At 47.6% G+C, this 14,001-nt stretch carries 14 protein-coding genes; 3 read left to right on the forward strand and 11 right to left on the reverse strand.

The window, feature by feature from the left end; all coding sequences use genetic code 11:
* Nucleotides 1–3: 3 nt before the first annotated feature.
* The 4 genes from Q5741_RS13835 to Q5741_RS13850 form a co-directional block, all read right to left on the reverse strand.
* Nucleotides 4–1,449 carry a HAMP domain-containing sensor histidine kinase gene (locus tag Q5741_RS13835; RefSeq protein ID WP_305024685.1) on the reverse strand — a complete coding sequence of 482 codons (1,446 nt, stop codon included), beginning with the start codon at nucleotides 1,447–1,449 and terminating at the stop codon, nucleotides 4–6.
* On the reverse strand, nucleotides 1,449–2,117 hold the full coding sequence (locus Q5741_RS13840) for a response regulator transcription factor (RefSeq protein WP_305024686.1): 669 nt from the start codon (nucleotides 2,115–2,117) through the stop codon (nucleotides 1,449–1,451). Before Q5741_RS13840 ends, Q5741_RS13835 begins: the two co-directional genes overlap by 1 nt.
* Nucleotides 2,118–2,296: 179 nt before the next feature.
* The gene (locus Q5741_RS13845) at nucleotides 2,297–2,848 is read right to left on the reverse strand and encodes a hypothetical protein (protein ID WP_305024687.1); all 552 of its coding nucleotides are present in this window, start codon (nucleotides 2,846–2,848) and stop codon (nucleotides 2,297–2,299) included.
* Nucleotides 2,849–3,097: 249 nt separating this feature from the next.
* Entirely contained in the window at nucleotides 3,098–5,056 is a 1,959-nt protein-coding gene (locus Q5741_RS13850; RefSeq protein ID WP_305024688.1) for an amidase family protein, read from the reverse strand.
* Between the two features lie 508 nt (nucleotides 5,057–5,564).
* On the opposite strand from Q5741_RS13850, the gene Q5741_RS13855 reads away from it, so the two are divergent.
* Both Q5741_RS13855 and Q5741_RS13860 read left to right on the forward strand, forming a co-directional pair.
* Nucleotides 5,565–6,194, forward strand: coding sequence for a YfbR-like 5'-deoxynucleotidase (locus tag Q5741_RS13855; protein WP_305024689.1), 630 nt, complete (start codon nucleotides 5,565–5,567; stop codon nucleotides 6,192–6,194).
* A 138-nt stretch (nucleotides 6,195–6,332) separates the two neighbouring features.
* Nucleotides 6,333–6,809 carry a S41 family peptidase gene (locus tag Q5741_RS13860; RefSeq protein WP_305024690.1) on the forward strand — a complete coding sequence of 159 codons (477 nt, stop codon included), beginning with the start codon at nucleotides 6,333–6,335 and terminating at the stop codon, nucleotides 6,807–6,809.
* A gap of 162 nt (nucleotides 6,810–6,971) precedes the next feature.
* Here the strand turns inward: Q5741_RS13860 and Q5741_RS13865 are convergent, their stop codons facing one another.
* From Q5741_RS13865 to Q5741_RS13890, 6 genes are all read right to left on the reverse strand, one after another.
* On the reverse strand, nucleotides 6,972–7,127 hold the full coding sequence (locus tag Q5741_RS13865) for a hypothetical protein (RefSeq protein ID WP_305024691.1): 156 nt from the start codon (nucleotides 7,125–7,127) through the stop codon (nucleotides 6,972–6,974).
* Between the two features lie 51 nt (nucleotides 7,128–7,178).
* Nucleotides 7,179–7,472 carry an antibiotic biosynthesis monooxygenase family protein gene (locus Q5741_RS13870; RefSeq protein ID WP_305024692.1) on the reverse strand — a complete coding sequence of 98 codons (294 nt, stop codon included), beginning with the start codon at nucleotides 7,470–7,472 and terminating at the stop codon, nucleotides 7,179–7,181.
* Between the two features lie 23 nt (nucleotides 7,473–7,495).
* Nucleotides 7,496–8,299 (reverse strand): protein phosphatase 2C domain-containing protein, encoded by an 804-nt coding sequence (locus tag Q5741_RS13875; protein ID WP_305024693.1) that lies wholly within the window; start codon nucleotides 8,297–8,299, stop codon nucleotides 7,496–7,498.
* A gap of 132 nt (nucleotides 8,300–8,431) precedes the next feature.
* Nucleotides 8,432–8,800 carry a hypothetical protein gene (locus Q5741_RS13880; RefSeq protein ID WP_305024694.1) on the reverse strand — a complete coding sequence of 123 codons (369 nt, stop codon included), beginning with the start codon at nucleotides 8,798–8,800 and terminating at the stop codon, nucleotides 8,432–8,434.
* Between the two features lie 80 nt (nucleotides 8,801–8,880).
* Nucleotides 8,881–9,834, reverse strand: coding sequence for a GGDEF domain-containing protein (locus Q5741_RS13885; RefSeq protein WP_305024695.1), 954 nt, complete (start codon nucleotides 9,832–9,834; stop codon nucleotides 8,881–8,883).
* Between the two features lie 82 nt (nucleotides 9,835–9,916).
* Nucleotides 9,917–10,753, reverse strand: a complete 837-nt coding sequence (locus Q5741_RS13890; protein WP_345784161.1) for an EAL domain-containing protein — start codon at nucleotides 10,751–10,753, stop codon at nucleotides 9,917–9,919.
* Between the two features lie 224 nt (nucleotides 10,754–10,977).
* Here Q5741_RS13890 and Q5741_RS13895 point away from each other — a divergent pair, with 224 nt between their 5' ends.
* On the forward strand, nucleotides 10,978–11,808 hold the full coding sequence (locus tag Q5741_RS13895) for a hypothetical protein (protein ID WP_305024697.1): 831 nt from the start codon (nucleotides 10,978–10,980) through the stop codon (nucleotides 11,806–11,808).
* Nucleotides 11,809–12,141: 333 nt separating this feature from the next.
* Here the strand turns inward: Q5741_RS13895 and Q5741_RS13900 are convergent, their stop codons facing one another.
* The gene (locus Q5741_RS13900; protein WP_305024698.1) at nucleotides 12,142–13,746 is read right to left on the reverse strand and encodes an S-layer homology domain-containing protein; all 1,605 of its coding nucleotides are present in this window, start codon (nucleotides 13,744–13,746) and stop codon (nucleotides 12,142–12,144) included.
* Nucleotides 13,747–14,001 lie beyond the last annotated feature (255 nt).

A 14,001-nucleotide genomic window follows, 5' to 3' on the forward strand; every position in this document is an offset into this window, starting at 1 on the left:
AGGTTATTCTGGTTGATTCTTCAGTGCATAGCCAGAAGCTAAAGGCCAATGGATTCTAAATACGGTTCCGCTCCCCGGCTCACTGTCTGCCTCGATCCGCCCGCCATATCTGCGAACCAGCCGTTCGGCGATAGCGAGGCCGAGCCCCGTTCCTCCTGCGGCCCGGCTGCGGGCCTTATCAACCCGGTAGAAACGGTCAAATATATGGGGCAGATCCTCCGGCGGTATGCCAATGCCGTAATCCTGGACTTCCAGTGTCAGCCATTGCGCTACTGAAGTATAGGCAGTGATCCTGATATCGGTCGAATCACCGGCATATTTGACTGCATTATCAAGCAAGATGACAAGCACCTGCTCCAGATGCTGCGGAGTGATCCGAATCCGGGTCGAATGAATCCCATCTATATCCTGGTGAAATGTAAAATCGGAGTGGAGCAGTTCAAAGTTAGAGACCACAAAGCGGATGACCGGCTCGATCTCCACAGACAATACGCCATGAAGATCGGATTCCTGTTCAGCCCGGCTGAGCTCCAGCAGCTCATTAACAATACCCTTCAGGCGCTGCATTTCCAGCAGGGAAACGTTCAGCGATTCCTCCAGAATCACCGGATCATCCTTGCCCCAACGGCGAAGAAGAGACAGATGCCCTTCCACGATCGACAGCGGCGTTCTGAGTTCATGGGAGGCGTCTTCAACGAACTGCTTTTGCTGCTGAAAGGAAGCTTCCAGCTCACTCATCAGCTCATTAAACGTCCGCGCCAAATCCGACAGCTCATCTCCGTTATCTGTGACAGCCACCCTTTCCTGCATTCCATTCTGCTTGATCCTCCCCATCGTTTCCGCCATGGATTGCACTGGCTTTACCAGCTTTCTGGATAGAAAAATGCCGCCAGCAGCACTGAGGACGAGTGCGGCTGCACCGCCGATGAACATCACGACCAGCATCATATTACTCAGCCTGTCTGTCGTCTCGACATTCGTTACGATTTCGATCGTTCCGCTGAAACGGCTCGTCTGAAGCGGGCCGCGCAGGATCAGCAGGTGGTCCTCCATATGCCAGGAACTGATCAGGGTTGTACTGTCGGCTGTCCGGGGTTCAACCCAATGCTCAGGCAGACGATCTGTTTGGGTAAGGATCGGTATGCCATCGGCGCTCAGGATACGGATCATCTGGTACTTCTGATTCAAACTATGGACAAAGCTGCCGCTGTCCAGAATGACGGCCGGATCTGCATTCTTCTCTTCGAAATAACTCGTCAGACTGTCCAGATTGGCACGGATCGCCTGCTCTTCCTGGTTCACGAGCCATTGACTGATTACAACATATTGAACCAGGTTATATCCGGCGAACAGCAGGGACAGCAGCAGGGCCGACCATACCGCCAGCTTCCAGCGGATAGGCAGGCGGTACAGCCGGCTCCGGATGCTTCGGATTCGGAAGCGGCCCATCAGCGTATTCCATATCCGATTCCGCGCAGCGTATGAATGATGCTGGGTTCGCCGGGAACATCAATCTTGCTGCGCAGATAACGGATATACACATCTACAACGTTTGTCTCCACCTCGGTATCGTACCCCCACACCAGTTCAAGCAGCATTTCCCTTGTCAGTACACGTCCAATATTACGCATCAGCACATGAAGCAGCTCAAATTCCCGCTTCGTTAGTTCAATCGGACGATCCCCCCGGCAGCAGGTATGGGCCTCTATATCAAGTGCCAGTCCACTGTGAACGAACAGCTGCGATTCATCTTCATCCTGTACCCGGCGCAGAAGAGAGCGCATTCGAGCTAGCAGCTCCTCGATGGCAAAAGGCTTGGGAATATAGTCATCTGCCCCGCTGTCGAGGCCATTCACCCGGTCCATGACACCGTCGCGGGCCGTCAGCATCATGATTGGTGTCTTCTTGGTACGGCGAAGCCGGCGGCAGATCTCGATCCCGTTCATGCCCGGCAGCATCAGGTCCAGCAGAATGATATCCCAATCCTGATCTGCCGCCAGCTCCATTCCTGTCCGTCCATCGTAAGTCACCGTTACTTCATATCCTTCATGCCGCAGTTCAAGTTCAATGAACCGGGCGAGATTTTTCTCATCCTCCACCAGCAGAACCCTTTTCATGATCAGACACGCCCATTTCGTTCATAATATTTGAGAGCCTCTTCATTCTAACATGGACAAAGACAGTCACGGCAAAGTGTATATCCGCAGCTCCATGGCTGCACGTCCGGAAGAGCAAAAGAAGTGCAGAAACCGCCGCAGCGTTCCTGCACTTCTTATTTAATTGTGGATAAATCAGGTTATAAAAAAGCGTGAATCAGGAATAAGACAGCAAAAGCGAGCCCTGATCTCAAATGCCACTGACGATCCAGCTTCTTGTAACGGAATATGCCTGCGATCGGAACAGGCAGCAGCGCAAGCCCGGCCAGCAGGCCGGTGATATGGCTGAAATCCCAGCGGAAATCAAATAGGAAAGCTCCGATGACATGCAGCGCAATTAGGCCCATCGCTATAATGGCCACTGGTACATGAAGACGACGGGCGACCTTAAGCAGCTGGGCGGCAAACCTTTTGATCACGCCCCAGGCATCCAGCCATTTGCGCTTGAGGACGAACAGAACCACATAATATGCCAGGACTATAAACAGCAGAATTCGCGCCTGGGAGCCATAGCTTTTGTATACCCCTCGAATATGATGGTCATTCCAATCGATGGTGCCGTTATATACATGAAGCAAATTCCAAAGGCCATAAGCGACGATAACAGCAGTCACGATCAGACTGAGCACGACCCATTTGCGGTCTTTTTTTGAAATAAACCTTTTTTTCTTTTTTACAGCCGCTTCGCTCATACGATATTCCCCTTATTTACAGTTTAATGATTCAGCTTCATGAGGGAAAGTATAGCAGGGGTTTCTGTGAATTTGATGAGAAAAAGAGTCGTCCTGCTCGGCAGAACTGCTTTCTGTCTGCACTAAATGATTATGAATTCGTCTGTTAAAATTCTGGTCTATTCGTATACGAATAAAAGACCGCCTTCCGTCTTACAAACCATGACAGTTGGCGGTCCTAAACGGTGATAAATCTTGTCGCAATAAGAGTTAAGGCAGTAAAGCAGGCGCTCTGCGATTATGGGTTCCCTGTTCATAAGCATAGGCCAGCTTGATCAGGGTTGGCTCGTCGAAGGCCCGGCCGAGAAACTCAATGCCGACCGGCAAGCCGTCCGGTGTAAAGCCGGCTGGTACAGTTATTGCCGGGAAACCGGAGAATGGGCTTAGCCGGTTGTTGTTACCCGCATTCTGACTCTCACCGATCTTCGCAGCCGGCTGAGTCGTGGAAGGATAGACGATGGCGTCCAGGTTGTTATCTGCCATAACCTTCAGCAGGGACTCCCTGGTCACTTTGGTGCGGTAAAGAATGATGTCTTTATATTCCTGTGTATCCAGAGATTCCATATTGTTTCGCGCAATCATCGACTTTTCCTGGGACTTGTCGTATTCGCCGGAATCAATGATTTCCTGGAGAGAATGGTACGGCGCATTCGGCCCCAGCTCCTTCAAGTAATCATTCAGCTGGAATTTGAACTCATATCCGCTCAGACTCGGGAACTTCATGATTTGGTCCAGGTTAGGTATCGTGATCGGAACGGCATCCGCGCCAAGCTTTTTCAGGTCATCTACAGCTTGATATACGACATCAGTCACCGTCTTCTCATTTGCACCTGTACCGAACAACTCAGTGGCTACCCCGATCCGGGCGCCTTTTAAGCCATTGACGTCCAGGTAATCCGTATAGCTCTTCGGAATGTGTCCTACACTGTATGCAGTCGCCGTATCATCCGGATCGTAACCTGCTGTAGCATCCAGAAGCAGTGCGGCATCACTTACGGTGCGGGCAATCGGTCCTCCTACATCCTGGGTAAGAGCCAGCGGGATAATGCCGTCACGGCTGGATAAACCTACCGTCGGACGGATCCCCACCAGACTGTTGAAGGTGGAAGGAATGCGAATCGAACCACCCGTATCCGTCCCAAGTCCGGCTAGTGCGAAATTGGCTGTAATTGCCGCCCCTGTGCCGCCGCTGGATCCGCCGGGATAATGATCTGGAGCATAAGGATTCAGCGTCTGTCCGCCAAGGGAACTGGACGTAGTAATACCGAATGCAAATTCGTGCAGATTCGCTTTAGCCAGAATGATGGCCCCTGCTGCCTTCAACTTGGCTACCTGGTCCGCATCCTTATCCGGCACGGAATCCTTCAGGCATACACATCCGGCCGTTGTCGGCATGTCATTCGTATCAAAATTGTCTTTGACGATGATTGGAATACCATGCAGCGGCCCACGTTTGCCGGTCGTTTCCCGTTCCTTGTCCAGTTCCTCCGCAATCTTCAGCGCATTGGGATTGATCGTCAGAATCGCGTTGATCTTCACCCCTTGATCGTCATATTGATCGATTCGGTCCAGATACATTTGAACAAGCTGTTTGTAAGTCAATTTCCCCTGGTCGACTGCTTTTTGTATATCAGTTACTGTTGCCTCTAGAAGCTGAAACGGCTTAACGTAGTCGTACAGTCGGTAGGCTAGAGCATAAGCTTGCTCGTATGTAAGCTTGGCATTCGGAGCAAAGCGTCCGGCTCCGTCGCCCAGCATCAGCTTCGCCTTGGATACAGCCCCAATGGATACTGCAAAGCTGGCATTGTCAGGCACATCACCGTAAGATTCTGGTGCAGATTGGAGCTTCAACCCCTGTGACAATAGGACCGCTGCATCTTTGCGCTGAACCGGCCCGCCGGACAAGGTGCTGAATACAGCATCGCTGCCCGCCAGCCTGGCTGCCTGCTGAAAGATAGCAGATAACTCTGCCGCAGACACATATCCTGTTCTCGCCTTGTCCGCACTGCCGATTCCCAGTGTAATTGCCTGAGCGGCATCTCCGGTATAAGCTTGCAGTGATGCGGCCGCCGAAGCCGTATGCGGAGTCAGCAGGGGAGCAGAGGTCAAGGTAACGGCAAGGCCCAACACGGCAAGTCGTTTCTTCCAAGAAGCTATTACATTTGGCATTCTCTCTCTTCCTCTCTCATTGTGGTTATGATAGATGGCCCTTTTCATTACGTTAGATAATCTATCACTGGAGAGAATGGTACTCATATATTCATAAATATACAAGTAATCGAAGGTATCGTTAAAGCGTTAACAAACGGTTTTTTCTATGTATTTTTAACTTTTTCATCTATTTTCCTCTACTATGTTATATAATCTTACACAAAGTCTTCATTGTGTATCATTTTCTTTAATTTTCGTTAACAAAACTGGTTAGAAACAGTATACCAATGCAGCCAGCCTCTATCCAAGGAAAATGGATATCTATTCATTTAGCTCATTAGGTGTTTTTTTCTATTTTTAATGCTATTACGAGAAAACAGCGAGATTAGACAGGGGGAACCGCCTGAGACCGCCTGAGACCCATTGTTTCACTCCTTTTACACAGGATTAATCCCATGATGACATAGTTCCGGTATAGTCAGTTCATACTATCCATTACAACAATGCCAAAAGGATGATGACGATCATGGGAATCCATACGTATTTTCGCTCGCTGAACGATCTGGAACGCATTATCCGTGCCCCGGGCAAGTTCAAGTTCGAGGAACACAGCGTATCCGCCCACTCCTGGAAAGTTGTGCAGTACGCCAAAACGCTTGCCGATATCGAAGAGCAGCATGGGGTTGCCATTGACTGGAAGAAGCTGTATGAGATTACGAGCAGCCATGATTATGGAGAGATTTTTATCGGAGATATCAAAACACCGGTCAAGCATCACTCCCTCGAACTCCGCTCCATGCTGCAGCAGGTTGAAGAAGGGATGATCCGGCATTTTATTGAAGAGAATATTCCGGAGGAGCTTCAGGATATATTCCGCCGGCAGCTGCGTGAAGGCAAGGACGAAACGGTCGAAGGTCTGATTCTGGAAGTAGCGGATAAAATGGATCAGGTCTATGAAGCGTTCGCTGAGCTCCAGCGGGGCAACACCGAGAAGGAATTCATTATTATGTACCGCAACGCCTTGGTTAAGATTAAGAACATTGATCTTCACTGTGTCCGTTATTTTCTCGATCAGATTCTCCCTGACATTATCGATGAGAGCCTGATCTCACCCATTGATGTCAAACAAATCACCGAAGAAGCCCTCGCGCTGTAGCTCCCAGGCTCTCCTGAAATGGAGGGTTTTTTAGCGTTAGCTGTTCCCTGTTCTCTTCCTCCCTATCGATCATAGTTTAAGTACCTGCGGAAGAATGCTATACTTTATTTTTATTCTGTAACAGCAAGGAGATGTAGCATGCAACCTTCATCAACCACATCCAAATGGATGGGGCTTATTCTGTGCGTCGCTGCCATCATCGGTTATCTTGTATTCGACCATTTCACTTCCAATCAGGATATTACCCACCTCCCTGAAGCCAATATTGAAATTCAGACCCAATCCGTAAATGGCATTCAATTCAACCTCCGCAGCGCAGCATTCACCGATCAGGAGCTGGCCATCGGCTACGAGGTCATTGGCGGCGGACTGGAGGCTAATGATCTCGTATGCCGGTTCTATAACGATGGCAAGCTGATTGAGGAGACGACCGGCGGGGCTGTCTATACGATTCGTGACCATCATGAATATCTGAGCGCCGGAACTTCGAAGGGACTTGACCGGCTCCCAAACCGACTAAACTTAACCGTAGAGATTCTATCACGTTCAAACGCATCCGCATCCGCTCATGACGGCGCTGTGCAGTTTCATTTGATGCTTGATAAAAGTTCATGAAAAGCTGCTTTCGAAATCCAGATGATCTTCAATCTAATCTGCAAGCTGCCTCTTCCAGCAGTTCATATTCTTCTTCCTATTGCTTCATCCTGTCGTTTAGCAGACTGCGGTATGCTTTATCCGCAGCGCTCATCCTCGCTCTGTTTCTCCTGACCATGCCTATTAAGTTGAGCTGTTACGACGCAGCTCTTCTTTGATTTCCCTCAGCTCCTGAAGCATTTCTTCACTGTGCTTGGTATTTTTGGAGTAATCAATCCCGACCTTGACCCCGATGATGAGAACAAAAATATTAATAATGATGGAGAAAAACGCAAACATAACCGCACAACTCCTTTGCTAAGTGATATGGAACTCGAGGTATGCCTCTCTCTACCCCTCTGCCTTAACATAATGCTGTACGATAGGAAAAGGATCATAAAAATGATGCAGCAGCGCTTTCCATTCCTGATATTCCACCGACTGACGAAACCCGATCGTATGATCCTCCAAAGTCTCCCACTCTACCAGCAGTATATATTGGTGATCGTCTTCCAGACAGCGGTTCAGCTCATGCCGGATGTACCCTTGCATCCCCGAGATGATGGCCGAAGCTTTGCTGAAATTGTGTTCAAACGCTTCCGTCAATCCAGGTTTAACGTTTAATACGGCTGTTTCCAAAATCATGATAGCTCACTCCTAATTATGTATTAACCTTGCTGCATATCTGATGGCATGGCCGCAGGACGGTTGTGGTCCACTCTCCAGCATAACAAGGTGGCACTGTCCCTGCATCCTCCTGCATGCAAGGAGTGCACCAATTCGTCCAAACCTGCTTCCAAATTCGGGCTCTTCAGCCATACCTGCATGAACGGTTCTGGCTCTTCATATCGCTGGTCTTTCGTATCCAGCAGGCCATCAGTAGCGAGTACAATGTAACTGCTGCCCTGACGCAGCTGCCTCCGGCCTGTAGTATAGGACGGAATTTCCTGTGAAAAACTATTCTCCAAGCCAACCCATTCATAGAACTGCCGTTGATTAAGCATGTACTGTCCCAAACGCGCTAACTCCGGATGAAGAAGGTAAGCCATACAGTCCCCGATTGACATCCACCATATATAATTATGTTTCTGATACAAGAACAGGCAGGAGGTCTCGCCCTGGAGCTGCGTACACACAGCCAGAAACTCAGCATTCGTCAGCTTGCCGAGAATAAATGCCTCCAGCATTTGAAAAGACTCCTTATGCCTGCACACCCTCTCCAGTTCCTTACCGTGTTTCTTTAACATATCTATTACCAATTCCGCACTATCCGCCGTACGGTGTGCATCCAGAATGGCAGCAAAGGTCCATTCATCCTGCTCGTCACGAAGCACGTACAGGGCATCCTCATTCTTATGGGCACCTTGTGCCACATTGCCGCCATAATGACCGGCTACCAATTCTTTATTCAGGCGAATCACGTTAGGTTCATTCAGGTAAGGTTTCTCACTGCCGATCCAGATATAGTTCATGGTATCCCCCTTATCGCTGACGCCGTTAGCTTGCGGTCTATTATGGCATATTTTTACACTTGGTGATACCCTGATCCTGGCGTTCAACAAAAAAAGCAACAGGGCTCACCCCATTGCTTCATTCATATAAGTTCAGGCTAACAGGAACAGAAAGGCTACCGAGCTCCACGCCAGGGCAAAAGGATAAGGATAATCCACGCCCGGCGTTAAGCCGCGCCCTTGGACTGCACCGGATTCCTTCGTTGGAACAGCTGCCTGCGGTGATTGGACGGCGGCAGCCTTTGCTTTTTTGCCAGACTTGGCTCCGTTCTTGGGTTCTGCCTTCTTTGCAGGCTTAGCGACCGCACGGATACTTTCGACTTTCCCATTAAAATCAAGCCCTTTATCGCTGACACCGCTCAATATCCCGCTAAGCTGGGCCCCGTCCTGAAGCATCACACACACCCGCTTGCCAATATGCGCCTTGCAGGTATCCTGGTTCAAAGGATAGATGATCTGCATAAGTCTCCTCCTCAGGGTATTTGCCACAGTATATTCGCAAAGGTTCCTGGGGGTTAGCGGAGTATAAGGAAAATAGGCGGCTATATTAACGCTGCTTCATTCGTACAAATAATACTGCCTCTCACCGATTTACACCTTTTTTTAATGCGAGTTGCCTCACTGACAATATGGTCAATATCCTTGTACTCCTGATCCCGGTTCGTAACCACAGCAATGGATACTGAAACGAGAGGGATTGGTCGATGCTGACCTGCGCGGTCTTCACCCATTACAAAATTGTTGTCCAGATCCTTCTGGTTATAAAATTGCATTTTAATCTCTTCAAATCCTGCAATCACTTCATCACAACAAGATCTGAAGTCATGGCTGTTCAAGATCGCTATAAAGTCGTCTCCTCCGATATGACCTATAAATGCATCCGGAAAAGAGAAATAAGATCGGAGCAGACTTGCTGTCGCCTGAATCAATTGATCCCCCATTTTGAATCCATAGCTGTCATTGTATGATTTAAAATGGTCCAAATCGATGTACAGCACACTGAATCGGTCAAGCTGGCTGGATTGCTGCAATCGATCCTCAATAATCCGGTTACCCGGGAGACCCGTCAGCGGATTCATAAAAATAGCCATTTCCGTGCGGACGTCAGCAGCAGCCAGAAGCAACCGCCTGATACTCACAGCACCCACCAGACTGCCTTCCGAAGTGATCAGAACCAAATCATACAGCTCTTCCTCCGTTCGATTCATAGCCCGGATGCTCACACTCGTAATATCCTCCAGATAATCAACAACCAGCGGCTGGCTGTTCATAATGAGTTCAACCGGACGTCCCATATACAAGTTATATCCGTATTGGGTACCCATCTGCTGAAAAAAGCGGCTGCGCATAATTAAAGATGGCACAGGGTCATCCCCCAGAACAGCGACCCCTTCCAAAAACGGATTTAATTTAAAAAGACGATTAACGATATCACATTTCGTTTCCGGTCTGACAACAGGGATTTGCTCGGCCAGCTCCCCAATTTGTGTGAACATACCGCCCATTCTCCTTCATTATCCGGCATTTATAATCCAGCATTCGAATTTATGTAACATACTGGTCTATACAACGCACTATCTAACTCTGTACAGGTCTGCCCAGCGCATAACCTTGTCCGTATTCAATCCCTTCATTTCTGAGAAACCCGATCTCTTCCAAGCGTTCAATTCCTTCAGCAATGATCGAGGTATTCGAACCGGCAGTGTATTGCTTCAAAATTTTGATAAGCTGCTGCTGATCGGGCTGTGTATCGATATGACGAATTAAAGATCGGTCTAGCTTGATGAAATCCGGCTTCAAACTGACAATCGCTTTGAGGCTGTTATATCCGGAGCCAGCGTCATCAATGGCAATCCGGAAGCCTTGGGACCGGTAATGGGAGAGAATCCGTTCAAATTCAACATAATCATGCACAGCCTGCTTCTCGGTTAATTCGAAAACCACCTGCTCAGGACATAATCCATACCTTTGCAGCAGGCAAATGGTCTCCCCGCTGCGGTAACTGCTATCCAATAAAACCCGCGGATGCACATTTAGAAAAATGACCGTATCTTTTGTTTTTTTCTCCAGCATTACCGTCGTGTGATAGCGCTCGATAGAAACTTCACGGCAAAAACGTTCAAATTCGAAAACCTGATCCGTATGTCCGATGAAATCGTAAAAAGATTCGGTGCTCGGAAAAAGCATGGATGACGGAGGACGATTCAGAGCCTCATAACCTAGACAGGATTCGTCCTGCAAATTGATGATGGGCTGAAAATAGGTAGCAAGCATTCGATTGCGTATAATTTTTTGAAGTCCTGAAAATTGTCTGTAGGAATAAATAGAATCCTGGATGTTATGGTACAGGTAGCTGAAGAAATGAAATGCATGTCTATAGGAATAATGTGAAGGGAATCTTTTCATAAAATTCATCCTTTGTGCCTAGGAACAGCGTAATCTATGTTTTAAAATCGATCCTATCGTACCATTTTTATATTGCAATAGTGTCAAATCACCGTAAAACATAATCATCAAATGTACCTGCATTCACTCTACCTTTATAAGTCCTGTCTTTAGGCTTGATCCGTATGCTCTCTGCTGCAACCAATAATTGGTTTATCCCGTTTAGTATGTATCCTGGATCAAGGGGGCCTTCTATGAACATCTTGAAAATAATCCTTGCGATATTACTCTTTTCCATGATGACAGCTTGTGCAGCGGATTCGAATAACGAACCGGCTGCTGCGAACGGTCTGGATGCCAAGGTCAAGATGAACTACGATATATCAAGTGTGGAGGAAGCCATGAGTGCCAAGGGAATCACCTTCAATCCCCGGTCTTCCCGGCAGGATTGGGTTCTGGCAGGGGTGAAGCCGCATGAATACGCCGTCGGCAGCGCCCGTGAGAAGTCCGCTCCCGCGGAGGAAGCGTCCATCTATATTTTTGCTTCCGAGCAGCAGCGTAAAGAGGGACTGGCGGATTTCCATCAACAAGCTGAACAATACGATATGAATAATCCTAAGATTTATCAAAAACGGAATGTCCTCATTCTATATTGGACTGCAGGAGACCCGAATAAGACGATAAAGCTGAATGAAAACTTTACTAATGCAACCAACAGCCTTCGTATCGTTACGGAATTCACCGGTTTCTCGTCAGGCAATAAGGAGATTCCCTACACGATACGAATCGGCGGTGGAATTTATGGCGGTATCGCTTATGAGAAAGGTGCGGTCATCGAGTCTGTGGACACCCACAGGAGCGGGAAGATGCATACCATTCAAATCCGCGGCTGGAGAATTCCTTCGGCCATTACCGTCGAATATAAAGGTAAGTATGTAGAGGTGAATTACACAGAAGGTTCCTCTTCACATAAAGAGAATGTGCTGGTCAGCTTCCGTGATGAAAGTGTAGATCCGTCTCATATCCGAATACGGTTAAACGGCCGGGAACAACGCGCGGTTGGTATGACACAAGGAACAGAATAAGTGTGTCCTTTGCTTCGTTTTGCTGCTGTGGCATCCATAGGCTGTCTAAGGCGGAGGCTGCAGCCATTATTCTAGGCAATGCAACGGATGGCGAGCGGTATTAGGGGGGGGTTAATGTGCACAGCATGTTCGTTGGTACTATATTAATTCGAATGCCCGCCCTAGACGGACCTCAATGTTCGCTAATAACATACAAAAAACCTCCTAATTAGAACAATAACTCTGATTTGCTTCTAATAGGAGGTTTAAACTTTCTGATTTTCACGAACATTTCCAGCATCCATCACATGCCGTTAGTCAGGAACATGCCACTAAGAAAATATAGTGTATAGCTTACTCTCCTTCGGAGACCGCCGGGTTTGAGATAAGAGTAAGCGTTTGTTCTTCGGCTGGCAGCTTAACACCTGTTCCATCGGCGTCAGCCTTCAATGTAATCTTGTAAGAACCGGCAGCGGGAATAACTTTCCCAACAGGATCGCTTGACCCTCCTAATTCAAAGGAAACAGCATTATGACTCGCAGTGTTGACATTTTCAATCGTAACCGTATGGCCATCGTTCGATATCTGATCTTCCGTAAAATTTATCCATTCTTCACCCAAGTTGTAATAATCCGAAACAGAAAAAGATATACCCTCGATGGAGACTTCAATAGTTCCATTGGTCATCCCTTCCATTGGGTAATAATCAAAACGAATTTTCGATAACGTACCTTCCGTAAATTCTTTAGCCGTAAGGGTATCATTCGCATCAAAACCAAATTTTCCTGTTAAGGTTCTCAGAGCGGAAACAGGAACGGTTAGTGTCTTGGAAGCCGCCAGCCCGATCTCGGTGCCGGTAGCGGCATATGGAGTGACTTCTACCATTATATACTTGCCAATATCCGATTCTGTAGGAGTATAGTGATTAATATCAACGCCGTCGATTAGTTCCTTATTCGCAAATTCGGCGTCATCCGAAAGATACCATTTGTAATGCATAATTTTAGGTGGATCATTCTCCGCATCTTGGTAATCAAATTCAATATTAAGAGCGGTACCTACTTCCACCATGGATAGAATCTCATTTTTATTATCGTCCACAAATTTTAGATTGGAAATAACAGGAGCTTGGTTTTCATCCTGCTCAGGTTCCGGTTCTGGTACCGGTGTTGGCGTCGGTTCTGGTGTCGGTACCGGTGTTGGTACCGGCGTCGGTTCTGGTGTTGGCATCGGTGTCGGTACCGGTGTTGGCATCGGTGTCGGTACCGGTGTTGGCATCGGTGTTGGTGTCGGTACCGGCGTCAGTTCTGGTTCATCCATCTTCTTTTTTTCCGCCAAAAACTTGGAGGCCACTAAGGCTACATCTTGTCTGCTGGCAGTGTGTGATGGGTCAAAGAAACCATCCGGTTTACCTGTCATTAGTCCAAGCTCGATCGCTGCAGCGACTGAAGGTTTGGCCCAACCAGATATTTGGTCGGCATCCTTAAACGTTAGAGGATTCAAATTTTTGTTACTTACATCCAGATGTAAAGCATTCACAAACATAACCGCCATTTGCTCACGGGTGATGTCCTGTGTCGCTCCAAAGAGTCCGCCGCCCATTCCCTTAATAATTCCGGCCTTTACAGCAGCTTCAACTGAGGCAAAGGCATAACTCGTAGCAGGTACATCTTTAAACGCAGCACTTGACGGGCTGGAATTCACGTCCAATTTAAGAGCATTTGCAAGTACAATGGCAAAATCTTGTCGGGTAATGTTGCTGGCAGGACTGAATTTCCCATTCCCGGTTCCGTTCATGATACCTTTGGAAACCAACTCCAAAATAGCTTCCCTAGCGTAGTTGTTCGGGATGTCTGTTAAAGCCGTAGCTGCATAAGCATTTGTGACCATAGAGCCAAGCAATGCAGCTGCAGATAAAACAGACAAGGATTTAGTTTTAAAATTAAGTCTCTTCTTCATGAGAAACCCCTCTTCTTAAATATATCTCTAGATGATTATTTGTTTCTGGGTTTCAGCAACATTTAATGCTCTAATAGATAAGAAGTTTATCGGACACAAAAACTAGAATTTTTATACTGTAAATTAAATAAATTTCACCTATTATAAATGCCTTTCAGTCAGCACTATGGACAGTAAAATAAAGGAATATAGCGAAAACAAAAAAAGCTGTGCCTGACACAGCTTTTTTTCCTATTGCAAAGTATGAAATTTATC

This window comes from Paenibacillus lacisoli, from assembly GCF_030580655.1.
Taxonomy (GTDB): domain Bacteria; phylum Bacillota; class Bacilli; order Paenibacillales; family Paenibacillaceae; genus Paenibacillus; species Paenibacillus lacisoli.

Excerpts from the sequence above, each read along its gene's own strand:
- Q5741_RS13835 (WP_305024685.1), bottom strand. The coding sequence starts at position 1,449 with ATGGGCCGCTTCCGAATCCGAAGCATCCGGAGCCGGCTGTACCGCCTG.
- Q5741_RS13840 (WP_305024686.1), bottom strand. The coding sequence starts at position 2,117 with ATGAAAAGGGTTCTGCTGGTGGAGGATGAGAAAAATCTCGCCCGGTTC.
- Q5741_RS13845 (WP_305024687.1), bottom strand. The coding sequence starts at position 2,848 with ATGAGCGAAGCGGCTGTAAAAAAGAAAAAAAGGTTTATTTCAAAAAAA.
- Q5741_RS13850 (WP_305024688.1), bottom strand. The coding sequence starts at position 5,056 with ATGCCAAATGTAATAGCTTCTTGGAAGAAACGACTTGCCGTGTTGGGC.
- Q5741_RS13855 (WP_305024689.1), top strand. The coding sequence starts at position 5,565 with ATGGGAATCCATACGTATTTTCGCTCGCTGAACGATCTGGAACGCATT.
- Q5741_RS13860 (WP_305024690.1), top strand. The coding sequence starts at position 6,333 with ATGCAACCTTCATCAACCACATCCAAATGGATGGGGCTTATTCTGTGC.
- Q5741_RS13865 (WP_305024691.1), bottom strand. The coding sequence starts at position 7,127 with ATGTTTGCGTTTTTCTCCATCATTATTAATATTTTTGTTCTCATCATC.
- Q5741_RS13870 (WP_305024692.1), bottom strand. The coding sequence starts at position 7,472 with ATGATTTTGGAAACAGCCGTATTAAACGTTAAACCTGGATTGACGGAA.
- Q5741_RS13875 (WP_305024693.1), bottom strand. The coding sequence starts at position 8,299 with ATGAACTATATCTGGATCGGCAGTGAGAAACCTTACCTGAATGAACCT.
- Q5741_RS13880 (WP_305024694.1), bottom strand. The coding sequence starts at position 8,800 with ATGCAGATCATCTATCCTTTGAACCAGGATACCTGCAAGGCGCATATT.
- Q5741_RS13885 (WP_305024695.1), bottom strand. The coding sequence starts at position 9,834 with ATGTTCACACAAATTGGGGAGCTGGCCGAGCAAATCCCTGTTGTCAGA.
- Q5741_RS13890 (WP_345784161.1), bottom strand. The coding sequence starts at position 10,753 with ATGAATTTTATGAAAAGATTCCCTTCACATTATTCCTATAGACATGCA.
- Q5741_RS13895 (WP_305024697.1), top strand. The coding sequence starts at position 10,978 with ATGAACATCTTGAAAATAATCCTTGCGATATTACTCTTTTCCATGATG.
- Q5741_RS13900 (WP_305024698.1), bottom strand. The coding sequence starts at position 13,746 with ATGAAGAAGAGACTTAATTTTAAAACTAAATCCTTGTCTGTTTTATCT.